General features: G+C 49.4%; 20 protein-coding genes. 3 read left to right on the top strand and 17 right to left on the bottom strand.

The window, feature by feature from the left end; translation table 11 throughout:
• Positions 1-328: 328 nt before the first annotated feature.
• Complete coding sequence (locus tag ACG2F4_RS16215; RefSeq protein WP_395261936.1) at positions 329-1,120, bottom strand: 5'-methylthioadenosine phosphorylase; 792 nt, start codon at positions 1,118-1,120, stop codon at positions 329-331.
• A gap of 312 nt (positions 1,121-1,432) precedes the next feature.
• Here ACG2F4_RS16215 and ACG2F4_RS16210 point away from each other — a divergent pair, with 312 nt between their 5' ends.
• Positions 1,433-1,705, top strand: coding sequence for a hypothetical protein (locus tag ACG2F4_RS16210; protein WP_395261935.1), 273 nt, complete (start codon positions 1,433-1,435; stop codon positions 1,703-1,705).
• 243 nt (positions 1,706-1,948) lie between these two features.
• Here ACG2F4_RS16210 and ACG2F4_RS16205 read toward each other — a convergent pair whose 3' ends face one another.
• The 8 genes from ACG2F4_RS16205 to ACG2F4_RS16170 all read right to left on the bottom strand — a co-directional run bounded on the left by ACG2F4_RS16205 (position 1,949) and on the right by ACG2F4_RS16170 (position 12,233).
• Entirely contained in the window at positions 1,949-2,683 is a 735-nt protein-coding gene (locus ACG2F4_RS16205; RefSeq protein ID WP_395261934.1) for an ABC transporter ATP-binding protein, read from the bottom strand.
• Positions 2,677-3,456: an ABC transporter permease gene (locus ACG2F4_RS16200; RefSeq protein WP_395261933.1), complete on the bottom strand. Its 780-nt coding sequence runs from the start codon at positions 3,454-3,456 to the stop codon at positions 2,677-2,679. Before ACG2F4_RS16200 ends, ACG2F4_RS16205 begins: the two co-directional genes overlap by 7 nt.
• A complete protein-coding gene (locus tag ACG2F4_RS16195; protein WP_395261932.1) occupies positions 3,440-4,321 on the bottom strand; it encodes an ABC transporter permease in 882 nt (293 codons plus the stop codon). Before ACG2F4_RS16195 ends, ACG2F4_RS16200 begins: the two co-directional genes overlap by 17 nt.
• Positions 4,287-5,507: an ABC transporter substrate-binding protein gene (locus ACG2F4_RS16190; protein ID WP_395261931.1), complete on the bottom strand. Its 1,221-nt coding sequence runs from the start codon at positions 5,505-5,507 to the stop codon at positions 4,287-4,289. The genes ACG2F4_RS16195 and ACG2F4_RS16190 overlap by 35 nt, the downstream gene beginning before the upstream one ends.
• Before the next feature lie 54 nt (positions 5,508-5,561).
• The gene (locus ACG2F4_RS16185; RefSeq protein WP_395261930.1) at positions 5,562-8,561 is read right to left on the bottom strand and encodes a TonB-dependent receptor domain-containing protein; all 3,000 of its coding nucleotides are present in this window, start codon (positions 8,559-8,561) and stop codon (positions 5,562-5,564) included.
• A gap of 92 nt (positions 8,562-8,653) precedes the next feature.
• Complete coding sequence (locus ACG2F4_RS16180) at positions 8,654-9,370, bottom strand: DUF2064 domain-containing protein (RefSeq protein WP_395261929.1); 717 nt, start codon at positions 9,368-9,370, stop codon at positions 8,654-8,656.
• A 1,129-nt stretch (positions 9,371-10,499) separates the two neighbouring features.
• Positions 10,500-11,384, bottom strand: a complete 885-nt coding sequence (locus ACG2F4_RS16175; RefSeq protein ID WP_395261928.1) for a mechanosensitive ion channel domain-containing protein — start codon at positions 11,382-11,384, stop codon at positions 10,500-10,502.
• Positions 11,385-11,861: 477 nt separating this feature from the next.
• Positions 11,862-12,233 carry a hypothetical protein gene (locus tag ACG2F4_RS16170; RefSeq protein WP_395261927.1) on the bottom strand — a complete coding sequence of 124 codons (372 nt, stop codon included), beginning with the start codon at positions 12,231-12,233 and terminating at the stop codon, positions 11,862-11,864.
• 212 nt (positions 12,234-12,445) lie between these two features.
• On the opposite strand from ACG2F4_RS16170, the gene ACG2F4_RS16165 reads away from it, so the two are divergent.
• Positions 12,446-12,868 (top strand): DoxX family protein, encoded by a 423-nt coding sequence (locus ACG2F4_RS16165; protein ID WP_395261926.1) that lies wholly within the window; start codon positions 12,446-12,448, stop codon positions 12,866-12,868.
• A gap of 353 nt (positions 12,869-13,221) precedes the next feature.
• Here the strand turns inward: ACG2F4_RS16165 and ACG2F4_RS16160 are convergent, their stop codons facing one another.
• From ACG2F4_RS16160 to ACG2F4_RS16140, 5 genes are read right to left on the bottom strand one after another with little or no spacing between them, the layout of a single operon-like run.
• Complete coding sequence (locus ACG2F4_RS16160) at positions 13,222-13,653, bottom strand: Crp/Fnr family transcriptional regulator (protein ID WP_395261925.1); 432 nt, start codon at positions 13,651-13,653, stop codon at positions 13,222-13,224.
• A 10-nt stretch (positions 13,654-13,663) separates the two neighbouring features.
• The gene (locus ACG2F4_RS16155; protein ID WP_395261924.1) at positions 13,664-16,414 is read right to left on the bottom strand and encodes an Npt1/Npt2 family nucleotide transporter; all 2,751 of its coding nucleotides are present in this window, start codon (positions 16,412-16,414) and stop codon (positions 13,664-13,666) included.
• 12 nt (positions 16,415-16,426) lie between these two features.
• Entirely contained in the window at positions 16,427-17,767 is a 1,341-nt protein-coding gene (locus ACG2F4_RS16150; protein WP_395261923.1) for an NTP/NDP exchange transporter, read from the bottom strand.
• A 12-nt stretch (positions 17,768-17,779) separates the two neighbouring features.
• Positions 17,780-19,489: a hypothetical protein gene (locus ACG2F4_RS16145; RefSeq protein ID WP_395261922.1), complete on the bottom strand. Its 1,710-nt coding sequence runs from the start codon at positions 19,487-19,489 to the stop codon at positions 17,780-17,782.
• A gap of 9 nt (positions 19,490-19,498) precedes the next feature.
• On the bottom strand, positions 19,499-20,782 hold the full coding sequence (locus ACG2F4_RS16140) for a BamA/TamA family outer membrane protein (RefSeq protein WP_395261921.1): 1,284 nt from the start codon (positions 20,780-20,782) through the stop codon (positions 19,499-19,501).
• A 268-nt stretch (positions 20,783-21,050) separates the two neighbouring features.
• Between ACG2F4_RS16140 and ACG2F4_RS16135 the strand changes: the two genes are divergently transcribed.
• On the top strand, positions 21,051-21,464 hold the full coding sequence (locus tag ACG2F4_RS16135; protein WP_395261920.1) for an SRPBCC family protein: 414 nt from the start codon (positions 21,051-21,053) through the stop codon (positions 21,462-21,464).
• A gap of 109 nt (positions 21,465-21,573) precedes the next feature.
• Here ACG2F4_RS16135 and ACG2F4_RS16130 read toward each other — a convergent pair whose 3' ends face one another.
• The 3 genes from ACG2F4_RS16130 to ACG2F4_RS16120 all read right to left on the bottom strand — a co-directional run bounded on the left by ACG2F4_RS16130 (position 21,574) and on the right by ACG2F4_RS16120 (position 24,507).
• The gene (locus ACG2F4_RS16130; protein WP_395261919.1) at positions 21,574-22,887 is read right to left on the bottom strand and encodes a rhodanese-like domain-containing protein; all 1,314 of its coding nucleotides are present in this window, start codon (positions 22,885-22,887) and stop codon (positions 21,574-21,576) included.
• 121 nt (positions 22,888-23,008) lie between these two features.
• Entirely contained in the window at positions 23,009-23,764 is a 756-nt protein-coding gene (locus ACG2F4_RS16125) for a flavodoxin family protein (RefSeq protein ID WP_395261918.1), read from the bottom strand.
• Between the two features lie 182 nt (positions 23,765-23,946).
• Positions 23,947-24,507, bottom strand: coding sequence for a peroxidase-related enzyme (locus ACG2F4_RS16120; protein ID WP_395261917.1), 561 nt, complete (start codon positions 24,505-24,507; stop codon positions 23,947-23,949).
• Positions 24,508-24,699 lie beyond the last annotated feature (192 nt).

The following is a 24,699-nucleotide window of genomic DNA, read 5'->3' as shown; positions in this document are numbered from 1 at the left end:
TACGCGTTCAAATCGATAAAAATTTTAACAGTGCTTATTCCATTGGTTGCCAATAACTTACGAGAATTCAAAAAGTCCTTAACGGGACACTAGTGGTCCCAAATAACTAATAACCAGTCACAAATAACTACCCTGCGCCTTCGCTTGTTTGTCAATAATAAGTAATTTTGTTCATCTGAGGCACCATTTTGGGATAATCAAATCGCAGAAATGCAAGGTTTTTGGCCAATAAGGGAATTAGTTACATGTAATTGTCATAAAAATATAACTCATTGGTAACCAATGAGTTTATATGGGTATGGGATGTCCTGATTAACCAATAACTATACTAATACCGATAAATGTGATTGCCAAATTCAACCGGTTCTCCCCGCTGTAAAAATTCCAGGAGAATGTTCTCTGTGGCTGAGCGCGCCTGCTCCAGCGTTTCCCTGATATCCTCTTCAGGCGGATTATCAATGCCGGGAACTGAATATTTGTGTCCGACCACCAGCCCCGAAACGGGGATTTCGAGTTCATTGGCCAATACTACTTCGGGCGCAACGGTCATGGAGTTGACATCTCCCCCCAGTTGTGCCCACATACGGTTTTCAGCCGATGTTTTACTGCGCGGGCCTCCCGCATAAACGAACACCAGCTCCCGGTTCGGTTTGTAGATTATATCAGGATCAAGTCCGTACACCTGGCTTGCCAGTTCTTTTGAAAACAGTCCCTCGTTTAATACCAGGTGTCCCTGGTTTTCCGAAGGATCTTTAAACATCGTGCAGGTGGATCCATCCGGCAGACGGTTCTCCGGCATCATCATGTCGGTCAGCAGCATCGGTTTATACAAGGGTAAATCCGGATCCAGCACGCCAACGGAACTGTTGATTAGCAGGGCGCCGCAGTTGACCTTATGGAGTGCCGCGGCCTGCGCCCGGTAGTTGATCTGGTTTGGGAGCAAATGGTGAGGAACGCCATGCCGGATGATGGCATACACCTCCCGGTTACCGGTCACGGTCGTTTTATACAGCTTCTGATTGCCCCAGTCGGTGGCAATTTCCACCGTCTGCATATCCAGGGCTTCGGGTATGCTTTTTTCAAAGGCGCTGCCGAGAATAACGGCTAGGGATTTAGTCAAAACAGAATATTTTAAATTAACGTGGCTTTATGTTCATTTTTTCAACGATGAAAAAACGAACCAAAAAAATCGCCGCCTGGTGAAATTTTTGTGGCGTTCCCTCCGCCGCAGCTAAAACCATTTAACTCAATCCGCTGGGAAACACGGATCTCAAACAGAAATGGTTTCTTTACGCTTCGGCTCCAGTCACTCGAATCAACAAAAATTTCAAAGGGCGGAAGGGTGAACGATTTAAAATTACGAATGATAAATAATGAATTTCGAGGGAGTTTTATAACCGGGTTATTGCACTAAAACCAACCGGAAGAATCTATGTCTGACGAAGGGCGGGCGGCAGATCTGAGCAGCGGCCGGATCGATATCCGCCCTGAGGAGTTTAGATTCTTCTTGATTGTTGAGACCCTTTTGTATCAAGACAAAAGGGTCACCTCTAACACTTGGAATTTGCAACATAATTTTGCGGAAGCTTTAAATAGGGTTCCTAAAAAAATCTCAATAGCTTTTCCCAAAGGAAGAGGTGTTCCTTTTTGTGTGAACAAAAAGGAACCCAAAAAATCACCGGCGGGATTAGTTATTGGTTATTAGGAATTAGTTATTCGTTGTCCCAAATAACTAATAACCAGTCACAAATAACTACCCTGCGCCCCCGGGGCGGCTCAGAAATCGCCAGGCCGGAGGGAGAAAGCCCAATTTCACTGGCAGCCATCAAGTCCAGAAAATACTTGCAGTTGAACAGCTCATTATTTCTGTTAAGTCATTGTCACACAGACAATTAAATTGTGTTAAGGAACTCATAAATAGTGTAAAAAAGAAAAAAGGGTGATGCGTTTACTGCTTATCAGATATTGTTTGCCAAAAATCGATTTCTTCCTTAACGCTGTTTTCCCCTGATTGTACAAAGGCCTCGATGGAATCAAACATTTTAAGGTTCCCATTATCCAGTTTTGCGATGCGGTCGCCCATCAAGATGGCTTCTTTTACATTATGCGTGACAAAGATCGCCGTGATGTTAATCTGATCCGCAACGCGTTTAAAGAGGTTCTGCATGCTGGAGCGCGTATCAGCGTCCAGGCTGCCAAACGGTTCGTCGAGCAATATCACTTTTGGATCGGTAATCAGGGCGCGTCCAAAAGAAACGCGCTGTTGCTGCCCGCCGGAAAGCTGGTGAGGCATCTTGTCCTGCATACCGTTCAACTCCAGTTGATTGATCATCTTATTCGTGCGCTTGGTAACGGTTTTTTCATCCATTTTACGCAAACGAAGGCCGAAAGCGATATTTTCAAATACATTAATATGGGGAAACAGCAATGCCTCCTGGTAGAGATATACGATATCACGCTGGCTGGAGGATAGAGATTGAATGTTCTTCTCTCCCACCCAAACGGAACCCTGGTCAGGTGATTCCAACCCTGCCAAAATCTTGAGCAGCGTCGTTTTCCCGCACCCCGACCGCCCGAGAATGCTCAGCGTTTCATACTCCTGCAGTTCCATGTTCAGGTTTATCAGCACCTGTTCGTCTCCGAACGACTTTGTTATGTGTTCTGCCCTGAGTGGATTTACCATCGTTTCTTAAACAGGTATTTTTTGTTGAAATAGAGCAAAATGATCGGTGGCAGTACCAGCAGCAAACTGCTCATTGCGGCATTATAAAAATTGGCTTCATTAATGTACTGGAACACCTTCAGGGTAAGCGTCTGCACTTTGCCGACTCCTATCAGGGTCGTGAGGCCGTATTCAAACCAGGATATCAAAAAGGTTTGGAAAAAGCAGACCAGCAGCAGGCCCTGGGCCATCGGCAGGAACACACGACGATAGGTCTGCCACCTGTTGCCGCCCAGCGTTTGAACCAGTTGTTCCATATTTTGGATACGGTCGCTCCAGAAACCGCTAAACAATATGACGCTGTACGGGTATGCGATCAAGAGCTGTCCCAGGATCACTCCGACTGCATTCCCGGATAGCCCGGCCCGGATAAAATAGAAATAAAGCAGGGCCGCGTAGATGATCGGGGAAAGTACAAAGGGAAAATAGGAAAGCCGCATCCACAGGCTTCTTTTGTGATGGTACGCCAGGTGTTTGCTCGTATAGAATCCGCCAAAGGTTGAAAGCGTAGCCACAGAAAAGGCGATCCCCAGCGAGAGCACCAGGCTGCTGAACAGATCGTTATTGCCGCCTGCCAGCGATATCCAGCGCTGTAAGGTCAGCGAATCAGGCAGCACCTCGGGAAAAATCCAGCTGACCGAAACGGAGAGCAGCAGCAGAAACACCACCGGGAATAGAAATGTCACGGCAAGGGTCCGGGCCAGATATGTTGAGAAATTAGTTGTCGAGATCATAGCTGAACGACCGTGTTTTGAAGATCACAATGAGCAGAATAATAATGACAGCGATAAACAGGAGCGCCGCCACATACGCTTCAGGGATGGTATCGAGGCTGAATTTTCGAAGTTTGCGGATGATCAGCACCGACATCATTTGGGGCGACTGCTGCCCGAGAATCAAGGGAATCTCATACGATCCCAGTATAAATATGGTGTACAGTATGATGGTGGGAAACCCGCGCCGCAGCAGAATCGGAGCTTCAATCCGAAACAGTTGCTGTGCTCTGGAGGCCCCCAGTGATTTGGCCACCTGTGTAAACTCCCCGATCTGTTCCCCGTCATACAGGTTCATGAAATAAAGCCCAAAGAATGGCACCGCCATAAAGGTATGTGCAGCAATAATGCCGATGCCAAAGGGATCATTCACCAGGTCGGGGAATGTGGCGGAATCGGATATCCAGCCCAGCTGCCAGGCGATGCGTGACAGCAACCCGGACTGTGAGGCCAGCTGAAACACCAGAAAGGCGACAACAATGGCTGGAAAAGCGAGCGGTACGTACAGCGAAAAGCCCGGGAATCCTTTTTGCAGCGGCTTTTTCAAAAAGAGTGTGAGACCAAGTGCAGCTGTAATGGTAAGTGTAATGGTGACCAGCGCAATATAAAAGGTGTATCCCAAAGAGTTCCAGAATTCTGCATCTGCCAAGACTTGTTGCCAGTAAGATAGGGTCACGCCTTCACTTAACAGTCCAATAATTCCGAGACTATAGAGCACGGCATACAGAATCCCCATAAGCAGCGGTGCCACCGTCAAAAGCAGGAATAGCAGAATACCTGTCGCCTGAGCTTTACTGCTGAATAATGTTTGTACGGAAATCCTCATACAGTTGAATCATATATTCGGGAGCCAGTTCCTGAAACGCGTGATTGTTGAGCGAATCCCTCGCTGGGGCATATCTTCGCTGCGGCATCTGCCGGAATTCTTCTTTCCACTTGTCGGGCAAATTGTCCATTGCAAGCACCGTCCCGTCGCCCCACACATCGGGCCGGGCTTTCCGGTACTGCGCCTCCGGTGAAATAAGAAAGTTACTGACTACCATGGCAGCGGCTTTTTGTGGAGCATTCACGGGGATACCAAGATAATGGGAGTTTTGTATGGTACCATCTTCTAGTACGAATGCACGGGCGGTCTTCGGGAAAAAGCCTTCCAGAATTTTATTGTCCACTTCCGAGTCGTTGTTGCTCATGGTGAAATGGAGTTCACCGTTCACAAAAAGCTGGTGCATGGCGGCCACGTTCTCAGGGAATGTTTCGCCCTCTTTCCACATATATGGTTTCAGCCGGTTGATATAGTCCCACAACCGGCTGGAGTATTTCTGATAGGCTTCTTTGTTGAATTCGCCGTCCAGCGTTCCCGGACCGGCCATCCCGATCAGCAGCGATTTCAGAAAAGTCATGCCGGAAAAGTCATTGGCAATGGTAAAGCTCCCAGGATGCCGCTTTACGTATTCAGCCAGCGCCTGCCGGGTGGTCGGCGGATCCGTCACCCGCGCTGAGTCATAGATCATCGTAAACTGCACATTGCCCCAGGGGACTTCATACCCGTCAATGGGCTGCTGGAAGTCATATTTAATAAACGGGTTGTCCAGGTCGATGTAGGTTGAATTGGGGAGCTGTTCCAGAAAAGGTCCATATAATCCTTCTATCTGCCGAAGCTGGTAAAAGGTTTCGCCGTTGATCCACACGAGGTCAAGTTCGCCTTCCTGTTTACCGGCTTGCAACTCACTCATAATGATAGAGACAATGGTATTGCCCTGCCCGTTGGCAACTTCCAGGTTGATATCATACCGCTTTTCAACTTCCGGCACCACATAGGTTTGCATGTAGTCGTTTATGTTGGGATCTCCCATCCACATCATCATGCTGACGGTCTGGCCGCGTGCCTGTTCGGTGATCTCTTCCCATGACAGATTCCGCAGGTTTGGATCGGTTCGTTGGGATGAGCAACTCCCGATCCCTAACACCGAGACCAGTATAACTAAAATGTAAATAATGGGTTTTTTAGGCATAAATCGAGATTACTTAAACCTCCAAGGTTTCAAAAACCTTGGAGGTTTGGAGATTTAAAACAGGTATCGCAATGAAAACTGGAACTGGCGTGGCGGACTCGCATTTTTTTGCACCAGCCGTCCCGAGGATGCAGGTCCCACCTGAATTTGGTTGCTCTGGGTGGCATTATTTGCGTACCCGCTCAGATTCTGTGCATTGAAGATATTGAAAATATCGGCCCTGAACTCCAGGTTTTGTCCGCTGGTTACGGGCAGACGGTATTGAATGCCAATATCAAATGTAGTAGCCCAGGGCAGTCGGTCGCTGTTCCGCGGTTCGCCCGGACTCCGGTCGCTGTTGCCTACATAAGCAGCGCCAAATGAGCGGCCGTCCCCGTTGAGATCGGTAGTGCCATATTTTTCGGCATCGGGTATCCTGTTGATCGGCTGACCGCTCTGCAGCAATCCGGCCATGTTTATCGCAAATCCGTCAAATGGATACCACGTGAAAAAGCCGCTGATTACATGGGTGCGATCGTTGATGGACGGTCCCCACTCATTTTCGAAATTGTTGGCGTCCATCGCCCTGAAATTGATATCCTCTGTGTTGTTTCGAAGCCTCGAAAGCGTGTAGCTGAGGCGATAGGAGTAGTCGTCATCACTCCGTTCTTTTCGCAAGTTGAAACTGGCCGCCCAGTACCGTGATTCCCCTTTGGTTTCTGTCATGATCACGTTTCGGCCAATTCCGCGAAGAGTATCTTCCTCAACAACTCCGTAGGTCCCGTTTTCATCAGAATAGATCGGCACCGGGCGGGTGGCATCCGCCTCGGCCTGTGAACGAATGGTGACGTTTTGCGGATCGATCGGGTAGGGAGCGGGGGCATTGATGTCTCGCAGCCGGAACAGGTTGAAGGAGCGCGTGTGCATCAGATCCACATAAAACAGTTTGTCCCGGTCAACCTGAAGCTGGTATCCCAGCGAAAACTGGTGGGTATAGGGATTGTCGTAACCGTTTGGATTCAGGAGCCGCAGGGAATTGCTGAAAATACTGTTTCGATCAGCGGATATCTCAGAAGAGGTCGGTCCCTCGAGATAATCGACATTGTTAAGCCCGGCAGAAACGTTGCCGTTGAATGTCACCTGATCCAGGTCGGTATCCCCGGGTATTTTGCCCAGATCTTCCAACTGCTGCAGTTGTCGCTTGAAATCGGGAGCTGTCGAACTCTGCTGCAGGGCATCGCTGTACACAGAATAGACAATTTTGTCATAAAAAAGACCGTAGCCTCCCCGGAAGCTGCTACGATCTGTCAGCTTGTAATTGAAGTTAAATCGGGGAGCAAGATTATTATAGTCCCCGGAATCACTTCCCCCTTTTGAAAGATTATCGTAATCGTACCGGAGGCCGAAGGTCAGGTTGAGCCGGGAACTGACCGAATACAGATCCTCAATATAAAAACTGTAGATATTCTGGCGGGTACCGAAACGGGTTGGACGCAGTTCCACGGAATAGTTCAACACTTCGGCACCATCCGGAATATCTACCAGATCCAGAGAACGACCCGGGTTGCTCGCGGCCACAGCATTCAGCTGCTGCTGGTTTAGTTTTACCGTGTAGTTCCCGAATGCATTGCCGCCCCCGAGCAGGGAGTGGTCGGAACTCAGGATACTGGCACCGGCTTTAAAAGTATGGTCACCAGCGTACCAGGTAAATTTTTGCTGGAACTGGAACGTATTTTCGATTGCATCAAACTGAAAGCCGGGATTACCGACAATAGCAATCGTCTGTTCAGAAGGGCCCAGCACTGTGGCGGAGGGACGGTTGGGGTTTTCGGCATTGCTGTAGTTCCACCGGAAACGGGAATATTGCAGGTTGGTTTCGCCGTGTAATTCTCCCATTCGGTAACTGTTTTTGAGGGTGGCATGAAACGAATTGCGGTCCTGGCTGTTGGAGGCCGACGGGAAGGTTACTCCGCCATCGATGCCGCCGCCCTGACGTTCAATGTTGATCAGGCCGGTATTTACCCGAAGCGATGACCGAAAATTATCGGCCCAGCGGTGGTCCAGCTTGCCGGAAAGTAAGGTAAAGCGATTTTGCCCGGGCACTGTTTGATTAATACCCAACTGGGGCACGTTCAGCAAATTGTCCTTGAGATCGAAGATCTGTTCCGCATTCAGGTAAAAGAATGTTTGATCCTCCACAACGGGACCGCCCAGGCCAAAGCCAAACTGGTGGCGGCGGAATCCCTCCTTCACCTGGTTCCCGGTAAGGTCGCGCTGGGCAAAACCGGTTTCCCCGTCCAGCGGCTGCCCGGGCCTGACCACGTAAAAGGCTTCGCCCCCAAACTGGTTGCTGCCCGACTTCGTGGTGATATTAAACACGCCGTTCCCCGATAAGCCGTACTCGGTGGAATAGTTGTTGGTTAGCACAGTCACATTTTGTACAAATCCCGTCGGAATCGGGAATTTGGGTCCGCCCAGGAACTGCTCGTTGTTGTCCATGCCGTCGATCAGGTAATTGGTGTAGAGCGAGTTGGCCCCGTTGATACTGACGCTCGGCGCCTCGGGAAAAAAACCGGTGGCGGGCACGACGTTGGGCAGCCGGTATAACGCCGTGTTAATATCCCGGGCCTCCACCGGCAGCGTTTCGAGCTCTTCAGTATCCAGTTCGGCGGCCACCTCCGCATCAATCGTATTGATTTGGGTGATCGGGGCCTGCACCGTTATTTCATCTAATTCAACGGTCTTTTTGGACGAAAGTACCATCGTCACGCTGCGCATGGTGTTGGACCGGAGCTGAAGAGGATCGGTTACCAGACCGTGGAACCTCTCACTTTCCGGGATATTCACCCGGTATGTACCGGAGGTGGGGAGGCTCGTAAAACGGGCTTTTCCCTGTCCACCGGTTACAGCGCTTTGGGTAACACCGATCGAGGCATTTACCAGTGTCAATTCCAGGTCGGGTATTGGATTTCCATTTTCTTTCTGGATAACCGTTACTTCCAGGTCCGCCTGGGCACGTGTTTTTGTCGCAAAAAGTATACAAAGCAGGATCAGCAGCAGGGATATACGCTTCATTATAGAAAGATCATGTCTGATTAAAAATGAATGGATATGGGGAAACCTGTGCCAGCAATTTTTCACAGGATTCCGGTATCGGGACGATATAATCAGGCGATAAAAGGAGGGGCGCGAAGCAGTAGCGACGAAGAAGCCGGTGAGGTGGGCGTTTGAAGACACTCCTGTTTAAATTGATCTGAATATCCGGCTAAAATACCCCGGATCAGGTGGATCAGATGGAAAAGAGGCTGCAAAAACTGGGCGTTCCCGATAAACGAGACCAGGGAGGCATGGTTGTCAATATCCGCATACGACTCAAGCCGGGCTATTGAGAGCTGGTCAGATGACTGTTCCAGGATGGTATCAAATAACCTGGGGGTCCTCCAGGGTAGCTCCTGAAAGGAGTCGGCCTCAAACGCTTCCCGGCTGTAGCCCATCAGCCAGGTTCCTCCATCTTCGGCGGGACCCAGTACAATGTCATCCGTTCCGGCAGCAAGGCGTCGGGCCGCTTCACTGATATGGGCCGCTTTCAGTTGTGGCGTATCGTTGCCGACCGCGATGACATGCTCATACCCTGCGTTAAATACTTGTTCAAAGGCATGGGCAAAACGTTCGCCGAACGACCCGCCTTTCTGCATTTTTTCATCAATTTCAACAACGGGCAGACCGGTTCTTCTGATTTGCCTGCGGGTATGCTCAATTAAGGAGCTCGCAATATGAACATGCCGGCGATCACAGTTGTCACCGGCAAACCGCTTGCAGCCTCCCTCCGCTTCGGCGGAACGGGTAAAAAAAAGAACTGCGACATTTATATCGGTCGATGCCATAAATTATTGCTTTTCGGGACCTTTGCAGAACCTGCTATTTTGTTGGTCAATGGTTGTATCACCGACCCTATTGACTTTTTTTAAACGGGAGTACAACTCCCTCATAACAGAGGAATAGAGGATTTTGCAAAGCCCATGTTTTTATTTATAGACACAACGAAAAAAGTATTCAGCATCTCTGTTTTATCACTCCTTTTGACGGTACGTGAGCGGCGGGTCTTACGACATTGCCGGCAGAACTCAGTGAACTGGATAGAACGTCCAAACCCCGGTTTTGCAAAGCCATTGAAACCAGTGATCAAGAACATCCCGGTACCACGTGAACAAAGAGATAGTCAAACAACATAATCAACAACATAGTGCTCGGAAACGGACTTTAAAAGAAGGAACTCCATAGAGTGGTAGTCTGGTTTTTCGTTGCGGAAAATCCAGGAATAACCTGCCCTTCGGCATGATATCAAGAAGGCAAAAATCAACGTCAGGACCGTGAAAACGTTAAATGAGATGATGGCTAAAATTCCGAATTGAATGAGATAGGCTCAATATAACCGACTACTGCAAGCACCAATGGTGGGATAATCAGGGGATTCGCCGTATCGGACAAGATCCTGGCCTTAACTTCCGAAATTGTGCTTTTCTTTATCTGGTAATAGCGTGTCAGCGGCATGACCGAGGCATCCTGTTTCTTATTCAGCTTTGTGTACTGAAAGTGGCATGATAAATTAATGTGGGAGTTTGGTTTTTAGGATGGTTCGAAATCATTCCTTCTTACGAATTTTATCGATATTGAGATCAGTGAGAAACAGGATATCCCAACTAAAAGAGTTGGTTTTTAAGGGACTATGAAAACCCGCACCTTATGAGCGATACAATAGATTTATGGAGTCTCAGCTCGCTCATCGGATTACATAAACAGTCGCCCGATGAGTGATACAAATGCCTCTTATAATGTATACCTGTATTTAAGCAGGGCATCCCCAGAGTAAAGCTATGTCATTATCTGCCCGTATAACGGAAAGTTGGATGGACTTTTGAGGAAAACCCAAATTAATGTTACTAAAATAATATTACTGGCTAGCCAGTAATATTACCTATATTTGTGAATAATCCGGGATAAGATGAATACAACCTATTGCTCAGCCTGATCATCGGTCTCTTTATCCTCTTTCTTTGCAGCAAAATCATTGTTACTCAACACTTCCGATAATATAGATTGCTCAATAAAACTGCGCTGTCCCGATTTTACAGGTATCCGGATAATCAGGTGAACCTCCCCGGCTGTGGGGATCTGTATGGTTACCCGCGGTTCTACTGTCGGCACGTCAAGCCCTCCCTCCTCGCTAAGCTGTTTCATGTGCCTTCGCACCTCCTCAAGATAAGGCTCGCAATGCCGGTTTGCCGATTCAAGGAACGTCTCCTGTGCCCCCCGCCAGTCATCTTCGCGTTTAAAGGGGATGGTAAAGACATGCAGAATATAGTCGTGGGTATAGCTCTCATTGATAACCGGCTCTGATACGAATAGCGCGTTGGGGATCACCGTCATTCGGCCGGTTCGCTGGTGGGTAATCTTACCCGGACCGACCTCCAGAATGGTAGTGGCAAGCAGATTTTGATCGATCACATCACCCCTGAAATCTTTGACCTGGATACGGTCACCAAGGTTAAAAGAGCCGGCACCGGTCTTGAGTATGGAGCCGGTAACACATAGAATAAGTTCCTTCGTGGCCACTACAAAAGCAACGGCAATCGCAACAATAGAAAGCGCGAGGGTACGAAGCTCTTCTCCCCATATAAAGAGGAGTCCCAGCAAGAGCAGCAGAAGCAATCCATTGCGCGACTGAACCAGCCATCGGCGCCGCAGCTCGGTAGAGGAAACACTCCGACGGATATATCTCGAAAAAAGCCATCGCAATATTATTGTTGCAAGAATGAGTATGGCCGTACTTATGAGCATATTCGGCAACGAACCCGACACGTAGAAATACTCCAGCCACTTTCTGAGGTCTTCAAGCATGATTTTTAGTCCTGCATATTCAACTCGGTATTAAAACACATTATATACTCTTGTGGGACGCACTGCAAATCCAGGATGTAACGCAACAGATCAAAGACCTGGACCAATACGCAAAGTCCACTGCTAAAAAATTCAGGTAGAACTTATCCCTGGATACATCAATAATAATCTGTATTGATTTCTACAATCAGTATCATTCGGTATAACTGAAAAGAACTCGCAATAAATTGGTCTGGTTATTCCCCTCATCTGATGTTTAGTATGAGGTGGGGATGAACATTCAAGCCATTGGTAGCATTATGATAATAAATATGGGATTTTTCGACGACATATTCTCTACCTGTTGCTGTTGTTGTATCACAGCACGTGAAGAGGATATGTGTATGAAGATTTGAATCATTTCACTTTCAATATACAGATCTCATCACACAAAACTGGTGAGGCTTTTTTATTTCTGATCCCAAAAAAACACAACTATTATGCCTGGTACATGGTGGTTATGGCTGCAAGCGTACTGTCAGGCATATAATTTTCTTTGACAATGATGGCGCCATTGGACATCGGGTTCTCTCCATTCATGGCGGCGTCATAGGCAACATCATTCAGGTATATGGCCAGGAGCATGCCGTGGGGCTCGGTACCCTCATACAGCTCTTCCGTGCCCGGAAATAGTCGCCATGAATCCTGGTAGTTTTCCTGCTCAAGGTGATTCCACACCGCCGTTCCCGAAGCCTGGAGATCCGTCACCTCTTCCATATCGCTATCATTGGTTCCACATGCAACCAGAACCAGCGCGCTGAAGACAGCTGCAATACTGATTTTCATCCCACCTGCTATTCGATCCATCATAGTGTCCCTTTATTTAAGTTCTAATTTCGGTATAAATAATTAGATGGGGCTAACTTTATTCTCTTGGCAAAAAAAGAGAATTTTTTTACCGCTGGGAATGAATGAGGTGCGGCGACCGTCTCATGAATGGAGATTCGGGTAAGAACTTCGTGTTTGAACGCATCCATTGATAACAACTTTGTAACCATTAAAAAATCAACGGGGATATTACGATGGATCAACTGAATAAACTTTCGGGTATAGCGCACTGGCTTCCCAGGCTTTCACTGGCGGCCACCTTTATTTATCACGGGTTCCCAAAAGTAGCGATGACCGGCGACGTAGCCGCGATGATGGGTATGCCGTTTATCATGGTACTGATGCTCGGCATCGTCGAAGTGGGAGGCGCTTTGCTTATGCTGTGGGGTGGATTTGGTCCCGATTGGGCTACACGAATCTCCGGATTGTTATTTACAGTGGTAATGATTGGAGCGATCGTAATGGTCCATGCGCAATACGGCTGGAACTCGATCAACATGGGAGACAACGGTGGACGCGGAATGGAGTTCCAGGTATTGATTATCGCCGTATCGCTGCTTTATGCCTTCAAAGGCAATGCCCTGAAACAAAAAGTTGACGTTAGCACCACTCCATAACATCCACAAGACAGAAAGAGGAAGGCTGGAAGATGTCTTCCTCTTTTTTTAACTCCTCATCACGTCCGCCGCAAGCACTGGTGGCACCCAACTTGGGCCCTGACCAATAACTCCCATTCATAACCAACGCAATGGGGTGTCCTTTTTTAGAGGCCCTTGCAAAACATTCGAATCACCGTTCGGAGGGAGTTGCACTCCCGTTAAAAGGTCGGTAGTACAACTACCTCCCAACAAAATAGCAGTTTTGCAAAGGTCCCGAGCAAAAAGCGAACAGGGGAAGATGATTAGAAAGGCCCAGGTAGAGACTGCAAATTTACGTCCCCTGCCTGCCGAATGAGAAAAGGGTAATAAAATCATACAATTGCATCTGACAGTTCAGTGAGTTTGCGTATCCTTTTTACAAAATATTTTAGTACCCCCTGGCTCAGGTTCACGCGTTCCTCCATCAGGTCATAAAAGTCCATTCGGTTGATCGTTAAAAAATGACTTTCTTCTTTACAGACAGCGCTCGTAAGCCGTTCGCCGCCGTCAAAAAATCCCCAGACACCGATAGCTTCCGAATTGGTTAACTCTTTTCTGAGCAAACCGTTGCGTTTCAGCTGCACCTTGCCATTTATTAGCAGAAACAGCGATTGAGACCGGTCGCCCTCTTCAAACAACACGTGTTCTCTGTCCGCCGCAAGACTTTGGGTAATTCCGGCCAGGTGCGCCAGTTGCTCAGACGGGATATCGGCAAAAAGCTCAATGCCCTGCAGGAAAATGACGCGTTCAATTGTTGTATCCATGATCTTCTGATTAAGTGTCGTTTGCATTTCGTTTGATAACCAGCTCCGCTGTTTCCCTGATCAGCTTGTGGGGTGAGTGCGCCACTTCTCGCACTTTCGCCTGAAGAGTGGCGGGACATTGGGGAGAGACACTGTATATCGCGCAGATCTGGAGCCACAGGTCCTCCCCGTTAATCAATTGCAGCAGGCCCTGGTCATACCGCATTTGGGGGATGTCAAAGAGCCTGCGCCCTGCCTCCAGTTTTTCAGGCTCCGACCGGCTGTCAATAATAGGGAAAATGTATTGATGATCTGCATCGGTTAATACGTTATCCAAAAACTCAATGGCAGCAGATCGTTTATCCGGGGAGATACTTTGCAAGGCCAGATAAGTGCCATACATATCACGGGAGTCATAAATGAGTCCCAGCAGTCGGAATATGCGCTCAGTGCCCTGTTCCATCTTTTCATCAAGCGCTTTTAACAAAATTTTGTTCGGCCTGTTCGGGGGCTGAAGCTGCTTCATGGCAAGCAGCTCAAAAATATTCTGCGCCTCACTTCTTATGATGGCACGCACTCTCATTGTCTTCATGGCAAGAGACGGGCGTTCCCGGAGCAGCTTGTTAAGACTTTTGATGACATGGTACCGCAGGTCGGGATCATCAATACGGATCATTTCAAAAAGCTGGTCGGCCGAAATTTGCTCCGGGAGATAAGCAAAAATACCGGGAATGCTCTTGCGAATATTTTTGGAGACTGATTCATCAAAAAAGCGATCTTTGAACAGGATCAGGTGATCGCTGCCAAAGGAGGCAAGGGCCTTCCTGATTTCGATCTTGTATTCGGGATTTTCCAATTTCTTTATCAGCAACGGGATAAAGCGGTCGTTCTGTTGGCGTCCCATGCTGGCGATGGCCTTCCGTACCACAGAGGGGTGATCATCATCCAGGAGTTGAGAAAGGTATTTCCGGGATATGCGATCGTCATTAATATAGCCGAGTGCATCGGCAATCTGGGCTTTAATGACGATTGCATCCTTTCCCTCTTTATGGAGCAGCTGATCGAAAAAATCCGGTTCCACCAGGTCGGTCGCCGAACCCCGGTGCTTGCTGGCACATCCGAGTGCAGCCGATTTTAACTTGTAGCTGCTGTGGTCCAGGTATGATTTAATAACACTTGTGGGATCCTCGCTTGAATGCCGGCACAGATAGTAGATCGTTTCCAACCGGATTTCCGGGTCCTCATCATCCAGTAACTCCTTTATCTCCTCAGTAAGATTCAGGGACTCCACATCCTGCAGCATCTTCAGCGCCCTCAGTTTTATTTCTTTGTTGGAATGATATAACAGCTGCCGGAGCTCGTCCGCAATCTTGTCAACTTCACCGTCTTCCAACAGGATCAGGGTGTGCAGCACCTGGGAGTCGCTGGAGCTGGAAAGCGATTCCTTAATAATGGTCAGGATGGTGGATTCATTGAGATTCAGGGCGATGCTGCCGGTGCCGATCAGCTGTTTCTGGACCGAGTTGCGAAACTTGTCCACATAGCCCCTTTGGGCCTTGATGCCCAGTAAAATCCAGACGATTAACAACGTAATAACAGCATAGGTTAACAGGTGTACCGACCATCCCAGTACCGCGATAAAGCCCAGCAGGAGAAGCCCGCCCAGCCCACGGGAAAACCGATCCACAAAAATATCGATAAAGATTTTGGTCTGTTCTTTCGTGTGCTGGGAAAGGGGCAAAAAGAGCAGTTCGCGCCCCGTTCTATCAATGGAGTAGCGGGTAGCGCCGTCAAACCCATTCAGGATAACAACGGACGCCAGCACCGGTTCTATGGCCATCAGTATGGCTCCGATCATCATACCGGCGGGACGGGATAAAATAGCCCCGGACAGCCCCGTTTTTTTAATGATTTCGGAGGAGAGCAGTACCTGAATCCCCAGCGATGCCAGGCTGATACCTGCATAAAAGGTGCCCATAAAGGCGGTCAGGCCGGCCGTATCAGGATGGGCATCAAACGCCAGGGCCTTGAATTGATAATCGGTAAAGGTAGTTGTGATCATGGTCAGGCCGATAATAGCAGCCACGGTCAGCTGGTAGCGGGAAGTCAGCACGTTCCTGGCCGACTTGAAGGCAGAACTGCTCTTTTCCCGCTCGCCTCCTGTCTGCTCCTTTCCGGCTTCCGCGGATTGCCCGGGGATGAAGTAGAGCAGCACAATTCCCGCCAAAAGCAACGCGATACAGACATATAACAGGTTTTCCGTGGACAGATCGAGCAGGGCAACGATAAGGCTGGAGGTTTCACTACCGGTGATGGCCCCAAAAATAGCTCCCAGCGTCAGGAAGGAAAAGATCCGTTTGGATTGGGATGGCTGGAAAATAGTATTGGCCAGCAGCCAGAACAGGGATATCACCAGGATGCCGAATATGCCGACCCATATGTAGAACCCCATAAAGATCCATTCCATCCTGAACTGGAACAGCCACCGGATAAATAACAAGTTGGCCGCCAGCGCCCCCAGGGTCCATATCAGGACGTTGCGCACGGGGTAGCGTTTCATGACCGAGGTTAGGAGCTGCGTGACCGGAATGGAGACGACAGCCAGCAAAATATACACGTAGGGGAGCTCACTGGGACCATTTTCGGTGAGGAACAGGCTGTCGCGGGCGGGCTTCAAAAAATATAGCACGACCATAAGGATGAAATGAAGCCCAAACATCAGGAGTACCCGCTGCCATTCATCCTTGCGGATATCGTAAAACGTGGAAATTAGTTTTTTCAAGCTTGCTATTATTTATACAGGCAGTTCCTCAACAGCTGCCTTTTTATCAAATTCACGGCCGACGTACCGGACGGTCATGATCCAAAACACAAGGATAACCAGGCAGGCTACCGACAGCCACCGCACATGTTGGAGTCCCACCCAAGCGGCAACCGCCAGGTTAAGCACCACGGCCAGCACCTTGGCAAATCGCTGAACAAACATGTCGATGAACGCCTTGGCCTTGTACTTGGTATCCTGGTCGGTGGGGGTGTATAGTGCTTCTTTGGCTGACTGGTTGATCGAATAATTCAGGCTGTTATCGCTGGCGGACATGATGGTTACAAACAAAAGGCTGGGTATCACCAGGAAACCAACAGACCCAAAGGTAATGGCTAAGGGCAAAAACAGCAGGGCGATGCCCACCCCGTATCGCTTCATGATAAAACTGGTCAGGAACAGCTGCACAACAAGAGAGATAATACTGGTTATTTGGCCCACAAGACCGAAATAGGCATCTTTTTCCAGGTCGCCGCTGATGCTGGAAGCGATGGTCGCTGACAGCTGAAAATCAACGATATTGGATACTATTTCGTAGAGCCCAATGATCCCCACTATAGCCAGCAGGTAGTTGGATTTAAATACGATATTCGCCCCTTCAAAGATTGCGTTACAGCGCTTTCCCTCGGCGCAGGGCTCTTGCGTGTTTGGTTCCCGCACTCCCGGTGTTCGACGGTTGACGATATACCCGATCGCGATCATTACGGCCAGGGGAATCAGGCATATATACAGCAGCGTGGGACGCCCCAGCTCGCTTACGTAACCAGCTACCACGGATGACCCGACAATGCCCCCGATTATGCCGCCCAACCCAACGATGCCATACGTTCGCCTGGCCTGCTTTGCGTTAAAAATATCATTGGAATAGGCCCAAAAGAATGTAACCATCGCAGAGTTGAACATATCGCCCAGCACGTAAAAAGACCAGCTGGTGGAGGCCCCGGGGTTGTGCATGAAACCGGCGAAGAGAATAAACAGTCCACCGAACAAGAGGTTCAGGGCAAGATTCAGGTGCTGTCGCTTGAGTTTCCGGGCCAGCAGGGTAAAAATGACTACAACGGCATACACCACTACCATATTCACCACTTTGGCCAGTTGCTCCACCTCGGCACCGGCAAAGCTCGTACCCATAAACTGCAGCGGATTGGTTTGGTAGTAGTTAACCAACAGCCCGCGCTTTAACGGCTTTAAGACCCAAAACGTGGCAATCACCATGAAAAAGAACAGGGACATCAGCAGCACATTGGGCCACTCCTCTTTCCTGATGTCAAAGAAGTTTTTGCGGATGTGCTGGATAATTCCGGATTCAGCCATAGTGCTGTCGATTTATTCTTCTCGTTTAATGCCAACCACTCTGGGACCCGAAGATTCGAGGGCTACATACACCCGGGTGCTTTTTTCGGATACTTCGGAATTAGCCCTTCGGGTTATAATATCATACTTCAGTACCGTCCCCTGGCCGTTATCTTTCCTTTTGGGAATCAGACATCGATCAATAGATATCCTGGGTTGCTGAACCTGCTGATGTTGCAGTACTGATCCATCCACAATAGAAACAGTATAGTCGTAATTCGTTGAACCTTCTTCAAAAAGTCCGCTGTCAATTCCCAAGTCCTTGAAAGAGAGTACGATCTGTTGCCCGGTGTCTTTCGCGCTGAACTTGTCAACCGGATTGATGCGGCGGAACCAGTGGCGGCCGATCTTGTCTCTGCGTTCTATTAGTACATCAATGACATATTGCTCGGCTTTGGGATTAGTAAGCTGACCGGTCTCTGCGATTGCGCGGATATCCTCATCACTGAAACTCATCACCTGCTTGGCGCCCCAGAAAGCGTCGCGCAGCGTCATGTTTTCGTAGGCGGGCAGCGGATGGGCCGACACCCACCGGCCCGGTTTGAACACATCAGCACGAAAATAACCCACAGAGGGATGAGGAATATAATTTTGTGGATCTACCGTCTCCCATAAATTTACATTAAGTCCAAGAGTGGCGGCATTCAGCGCCATGTATCGCGGGTCAATCAGGTAGGCCTGTCCATAAATCGGTTCGTGGATACCCGCTCCGTTGGCTCCAAGGGTGTTGCCGAAATCCTGCACGTAATGTTTGATGTAACCCTCGTCGGTATAGACCGCCATGGTATTGGCATCGCGGCGGTCCGTATCATTCAGCCAGGAGCTGAGGATGCGCATGCCCCGCAGCTCACGGCGGTGCTCGTGGGCCACCCGATCGTTGGGATCATCGGGTCGCGTCCCCTCAAATGCCCACTGGCCGACCGGAACGCCATCTACAAATTTGCTGGCCAGGGCGCGGATTTTCCCCTGCTCGTTTCGGGGCTTACCAGAGATAATGCTCCGGTAGTCCGTCATCGTCATAGGGCGTTCTTTGCCGGCTTCCATTACGTAAACTCCCTCTCCAATGGTTACTTTGGCAGGATCAAAATAGGTGATCGTGGCTTCGGGCACGTTGTAACCGGCGCCGTGGAATATTTTGGTGCCGATGACCTCGGCAGAAGTGGTTAGTTCGGGGTACTGCGGACCGTCAAACTTGATCAGGAACCGGTTACCGCTGGCATCTTCGATAAAAAATCCGGGATTGGCGCCCTCCAGCTTGGCGGAAAAAATGGTCCAGGAGCCCGAGGTATCAGGCTTGACAGTATTGGGACCCTGCGCCAGTTCTTCAGGCGTCATGGGATTATAGTAGTGCCGGTAGTTGTACCAGCTCGATTCGGGCGGCTCGTCCAGGCGATTCACATTGTCGGCCTGTCTGGCACCGGCCGCCCCAACGGCACGCCCAGCCGTTCGAATAACCTTGTTGAGGTCCAGCGGTTTTTCGAGCTGGTGAAAAATGGTGTTGTCGATGCGGTCCCAGTATTGGTAAGACTCGTTTTCTTCCGGCTGGGGAATTTCAGCAGTATCGGGATCAAATGTTTTAACCGGTCCCAGCGTGTAAGGCCTGGTATTGCTGCATCCCATTAGTCCCAAAAACAGGACCAGGAGTACTGGTTTAAATGTAATATTTGAGTAAAGCGGAGCCACAAACAAATCTTAAAAATTGGGATTTATGGACAGAATTACGCGGGAAGATTCTTTACTGAAGGCAAATTCGGACCGAAAGGCAAACCCTTTGGTGGATATCAGGTGAAGGCCAAAGCCGTAGCTGGTATGAAAATCCTCCAGACCAATGTCAGAATAGCCATTGAACACCTGACCTTCATCCACAAACAGTACGATGTCCGCAAAATTCCACAGGGGATACCGGTATTCCAGGGTCGCCAGCAACGACCCGTCATCCCGGAAACGGTCGGTGGGAAAGCCCCGCAGGTCGTTGGAGCTGCCGAGGATGGGATAATCAAAAAACGGGATTTCGCGGTCTCCCAGCGGCGCGGTTTTCTGCACTCGTGTTTTTAATGCCAGGCGTCGCGTATCCGGCAGAAAGGGAACCGGCAAAAACTGGTGCCACTCCAGCTGGTAGGTCAGGTAATGAAACCGGTCGTCGGTCAGTGAGCGGTTCCAGTTTAATCCCAGTATATATCTTGCTCCGTGTGTGCTTCGGGGGGATTCATTAACGAAATCAAACTGCAGAGAGCTACCGATCCCCAACAGCGCAGTTGCGCCCCTCAGCGGTTCAGGAATCAGCGGGAGGGGATCTTCCCGTACGATTTCATTATTGGAAATATCCATCTTTCGGTACCGGCCTGAGATGGTGAGTGTTGTTGCCGGGCTAACCAGGTGGCGAAACTCGATCCCTCCTTCCAGTTCTTCAGTGGCATAAAGCTGCTCATTTACCAGCGCAGAATTATTACCTCCATACAGCGATTTGACGGGATCGTTGGAATAGCTGGCGTCGAATTCTAACTGACTCCTGCTGGAAAAAAATTGGGGGATGGCATATTTGAAATCAACATCGTTGTATTCCTGGGATCCGAACAGGGCTTCTATGCGGGCGCGGTGATTATAGCTGGTAAATTGGTTGTGGTACAAAAGTAATCCATAGGCAATTCCGACATCGCCGCCCAGCTCGAACAGTGGATATACGCCGTAGGGAGCACGCTCTCCCTGCAGCAGATGGGGCAGCTCACGTTCCGCCCATTTTACGCCCCAGCCCAGCGGGCGCGTGGTCCAGTGCAGTAGGTACGAGGGAAGCGCAAGCAGGTGCTCTCCTGCAGATCGCTCCGAGGAGTAGGGAACCGAGTTTGGGTTTGCAGTAGCCTCTTCTGACTCTGAAGATTTTTTTTGGACACTTTGGCTCCAACCATCTGTGACAGGTGCAATCGTCAGAACACTTAATAAGCCAACGAAAATCGATTTCCAGGAGTGATTGGTCTCCATTAAAAAAATCCGGGATAAAAAATGACTATTCTATTTACAGTTGATCGACACATTAATTTGAAGGGAATAAAGTACAAAATCTTACGAACAATCTTGCCCTGGCTGTCCGAGCAGATATTCCTTACAGGAATTTTTCGACCCTGTTCTTTTGTTCGATATCGGCATATCCATACATTCGAAATCCTCATGTTAAAAATTTACGAAAGATTATTCTCACACGGGACGTCCGTTACATCAAGCAAACTCTAATCACATAGACAGTAAACACATGGAAAAAGTGAAAGTAAGCGGTACCATCAATGCACCGGCTGAAGAGGTGTGGAAACTAGCGGGTAATTTTAACGGATTAGATGAGTTTGTCGAAGCCGTTGCCAGTTGTACTACCGAGGGGTCCGGCGTTGGAGCCGTACGGACGCTGATCTTGCAGGATGGTGGAGAAGTCAGGGAAAAACTGGAAAGCCTGGATGCAGATAATCGGGTGATGACCTATTCCATCGTAGAATCTCCTATGCCCATTGAAAATTATACCGGAACCATAGAAGTTAAAAAGATCGATGAAGAGCGGTCAGAATTCACCTGGTCATCGACATTCGAGGCGGCTGATGGCACGGAAAATGATATGAAGGAAGCGCTGGAAGGTCTCTATTCCCTGGGCGTGGCGGGGCTGAAGGATGCTTTTTAGCGTGGCTGTTATCTTTGTTAAATGTTGAAGGTTGACAGGTTGAAGGTTACTAACCCGCAACCTTCAACCTGTCAACCTTCAACCTGCAACAAGAAAACAGCAGTCGCTGCTACCTACCATTAACTACTGCCCTCTCCTCCGGAATTCCGGTTTCGATGGGATTAGCCGGATCGTTGCACCACTCATACCATCCACCGTCATAGACCGACACGTTGGGCCATTCCATCAGCCAGGCGTTGATGAAAGCCTCGCTGCCCCGCCATCCGGTACCGCAATAAAAGGCGATATGTTTGTCCGGCGTGATCCCCCCCTCCCGCCAGGCCGCTTCGACTTCGTGGTATTCCCGCATGGTATGATCGAAATTCCGGTAATTTTCCATGTGGTAGGCGTCGCTGCCGCAGTTGCCGAACACCGCGCCGGGAATACGTCCCTTCTGCTCGATATAGTGATAGCCGCTCCGGTTGCCGATAAACTCCTCCCAGCTGCGGATGCTTACCAGCTCGCCATTGGCTGAGCCCAGCAGCTGCTTCGCCTCCGGCGTGTCGATCATGTATTCGGGATGGGCGGGGATATCGATTCCAAAATCGCTGGCGGGATTGGGGTCGTTCGGTTCCATGGAAAGATCATATCCCGCATCTTCCCAGCTGGTGACGCCCCCGTTTAAAATCCGTATATCCTTGACCCCCGCATACAGCATAATGGCCGCGCAGCGCAGGGCGCCCAAATGACCGGCACTCTTCCCGGGAAATTTTTCTTTATCGTACACCGGCGACGAAAATCGCCCGTAGATGACCACGGTGGTGTCGTGGCGTATTCCGAGGCTTTGAAGCGTTTCCCTCAATTCTTCCGGGCTCCGTCGGTTCCAGGTTTCGGTCGATTCCAGGCTGTTGGTATCCACCGCAACGGCTCCCGGGATATGGCCCCTGTGGTAATCTTCGATATGGTCGTAGTGGGAATGGCAAATGACATAATTTTTGCCGTTGGAGTGAAGTGGTTTTTTACCATCGATCAACTGCTTCACCCATTCGGGATACACCAAATGTTTGAACCGGGGGAGCCGCTCCATCGGCAGCTCCGGGCTGGCTGCCCATTCATAAACAAACCCGTTGTAGATGGACACCTGCTGAAAGCCCAGCTTCCGTAATTTTTCAGCCATTTGAATACTTTCATCCGGCTTGTATCCATACACAATAACGGGTCGGTCTTTGGCAATACTCTTTTCTTCCAGCACCTCCACCCAGTCCATATACCGGGTCCAGGTCAGGGGAACGCTTTTTGCGCCCTGGATGTGTCCACCGCGCTGCTCCCCCTGCAGGGCCCAACCGTTGTAGGCGGCAAGGGGGCGAACGTCGATAAGGGTGGTAGTTGTCTGGTTCAATTTTTCAGCGAGCGTGCTGGTGGAAAGTTCTTCAAATGCGGGCATATAGGTTCGGTTAGTTAGGATCGAAACGGATTATCTGAATGTACGGATGCTCAGACAAGGTAAAAACCCCGGCACGCAGCAACCTTGTTCCAGTAGTTGACATACCGGTGGCTGTACCGAGTCAACGGTGTTCAGGATTGGGATGATCAAAACGGCAGCCGGCCTCCCATTCTGATCGCTGGTTGCCGTGGGCGGGTATGCCGCCGGCCTGGTCGAGCATCAGGGCCATGTGCATCAGGTTCCAGGTCATAAAGGTGGTATTGCGCTGGGTAAACTCGTTGTCGAAACCTGCGCGACCATTTTCCACTTCGTCGCCGTAACTCGGCCCCGGACCTGCTTCGCCGATCCACCCGGCATCAGCCTGTGGTGGAATGACATAGCCCAGGTGCTGCAGACCATAAAGAATACTCATTGAACAATGTTTGATGCCATCTTCATTTCCGGTAATCAGGCAACCCCCTACCCGACCGTAATAAGCGTATTGCCCCTTGTCGTTAAGGTTTCCGGAATACCCGTACAACCGCTCAATGACTTTGGCAGCAACAGAAGATTTTTCTCCGAGCCAGATGGGAGATCCGATGACTAAAATATTGGCATCCATCACCTTCTGCTGAATAGCCGGCCAGTCGTCGGTTTCAAATCCGTGTTCCCTCATATCCGGGTAGACCCCGGGCGCGATATCGTAATCCACAGGCCGCAGCACTTCGGTAGTCACATTATTCTTTTCCAGGATAGACCGGGACACCCCGATGAGCGTCTCGGTATGCGATTCTTTTGGACTGGGCTTCAGTGTACAGTTCAGAAAGAGTGCGCTGAGGTTTGAAAAATCCCATCGACTGTCGCTGCAAAGATCTTCCTGTTTTTTTGATAGAGCCATATTCTATGCCTTGTTGTATTAAAATTACAATCTTCCTCAATGTTTACCGTAACAAGAGATATCGTGTTATAGGTTGCAAGTTTCAGGTTGCAGGTTTATACGAACATAACCTTCAACTTTATTCTTGCAACAGAGAAAAGAGCTAAGAGTTAGATCTCATTATCATCGTAGTTCTTACCAAATCAATACTTATAACCCTTCACTTCCTGTTCGTCGGCCTCCACTCCCAGTCCCATTACCATTCGGTTAACAAAATTGAAATAACTGATAACCAGTACAGCATCCAGAATCGCGCGGTCTGAAAGGCCCGTGTGCTTAAGAGGCTCCACGTCTTCTTTCGCGTCTATCTGGTCTGGAGTATTGGTTAGTTTTTGTGCCAGTCTGCACAGTCGGGCATCCACATTATCAAGATCAAGCTTGGTATAATCCTTCCGGAGCTGCTCCACCTTCTTGCGGTTTTTCCAATAATGGTTTAGGGCCTCCCCGTGATGCAGCTCGCAATATTCGCATTCGTTAGCCGCTGACACGACTACGGCCATCATCTCTCGCCGGGCCCGGCTCAGTGGCGACTTGCTAAACATGATGGACATATACAGCTCCATATGTGCGACAATGGTCTCCGGGTTCAGGCTCTGAATCTTGTGAATTTGAGCCAGCTTTCCCCGCTTTTTCCTCAAGTCTTCATAAATCTCTTTCAAGGTGCCGGAGGCTTCATCCGGTTCAATAATATCAATATATGCCATTTAGAGGTAGTGATCTGTAATTTGGAATTTCCCTGTTTGGACAACAACACGGTCTCTTTTCTTACCGTACGGTACTGAAACTTAGGTACCGCCGCCCTTTTACCCGCACCAACCCAATGTATATGGTTTTATTAAAGTCTGCTAATAACGCGGATCAACAGGTAAGATCCCCGGGCGGCTGTTCATCCACTA

The organism is Halalkalibaculum sp. DA3122 (assembly GCF_043951865.1).
GTDB lineage: Bacteria > Bacteroidota > Rhodothermia > Balneolales > Balneolaceae > JAMQKA01.
Note: the sequence above shows the minus strand (reverse complement) of the source record. Positions and strands in the feature narration are given on the sequence as shown.

Excerpts from the sequence above, each read along its gene's own strand:
- ACG2F4_RS16205 (WP_395261934.1), bottom strand. The coding sequence starts at position 2,683 with ATGGTAAATCCACTCAGGGCAGAACACATAACAAAGTCGTTCGGAGAC.
- ACG2F4_RS16140 (WP_395261921.1), bottom strand. The coding sequence starts at position 20,782 with ATGGAGACCAATCACTCCTGGAAATCGATTTTCGTTGGCTTATTAAGT.
- ACG2F4_RS16160 (WP_395261925.1), bottom strand. The coding sequence starts at position 13,653 with ATGGATACAACAATTGAACGCGTCATTTTCCTGCAGGGCATTGAGCTT.
- ACG2F4_RS16190 (WP_395261931.1), bottom strand. The coding sequence starts at position 5,507 with ATGCCTAAAAAACCCATTATTTACATTTTAGTTATACTGGTCTCGGTG.
- ACG2F4_RS16170 (WP_395261927.1), bottom strand. The coding sequence starts at position 12,233 with ATGATGGATCGAATAGCAGGTGGGATGAAAATCAGTATTGCAGCTGTC.
- ACG2F4_RS16135 (WP_395261920.1), top strand. The coding sequence starts at position 21,051 with ATGGAAAAAGTGAAAGTAAGCGGTACCATCAATGCACCGGCTGAAGAG.
- ACG2F4_RS16150 (WP_395261923.1), bottom strand. The coding sequence starts at position 17,767 with ATGGCTGAATCCGGAATTATCCAGCACATCCGCAAAAACTTCTTTGAC.
- ACG2F4_RS16130 (WP_395261919.1), bottom strand. The coding sequence starts at position 22,887 with ATGCCCGCATTTGAAGAACTTTCCACCAGCACGCTCGCTGAAAAATTG.
- ACG2F4_RS16195 (WP_395261932.1), bottom strand. The coding sequence starts at position 4,321 with ATGAGGATTTCCGTACAAACATTATTCAGCAGTAAAGCTCAGGCGACA.
- ACG2F4_RS16125 (WP_395261918.1), bottom strand. The coding sequence starts at position 23,764 with ATGGCTCTATCAAAAAAACAGGAAGATCTTTGCAGCGACAGTCGATGG.
- ACG2F4_RS16185 (WP_395261930.1), bottom strand. The coding sequence starts at position 8,561 with ATGAAGCGTATATCCCTGCTGCTGATCCTGCTTTGTATACTTTTTGCG.
- ACG2F4_RS16165 (WP_395261926.1), top strand. The coding sequence starts at position 12,446 with ATGGATCAACTGAATAAACTTTCGGGTATAGCGCACTGGCTTCCCAGG.
- ACG2F4_RS16120 (WP_395261917.1), bottom strand. The coding sequence starts at position 24,507 with ATGGCATATATTGATATTATTGAACCGGATGAAGCCTCCGGCACCTTG.
- ACG2F4_RS16210 (WP_395261935.1), top strand. The coding sequence starts at position 1,433 with ATGTCTGACGAAGGGCGGGCGGCAGATCTGAGCAGCGGCCGGATCGAT.
- ACG2F4_RS16175 (WP_395261928.1), bottom strand. The coding sequence starts at position 11,384 with ATGCTTGAAGACCTCAGAAAGTGGCTGGAGTATTTCTACGTGTCGGGT.
- ACG2F4_RS16200 (WP_395261933.1), bottom strand. The coding sequence starts at position 3,456 with ATGATCTCGACAACTAATTTCTCAACATATCTGGCCCGGACCCTTGCC.
- ACG2F4_RS16180 (WP_395261929.1), bottom strand. The coding sequence starts at position 9,370 with ATGGCATCGACCGATATAAATGTCGCAGTTCTTTTTTTTACCCGTTCC.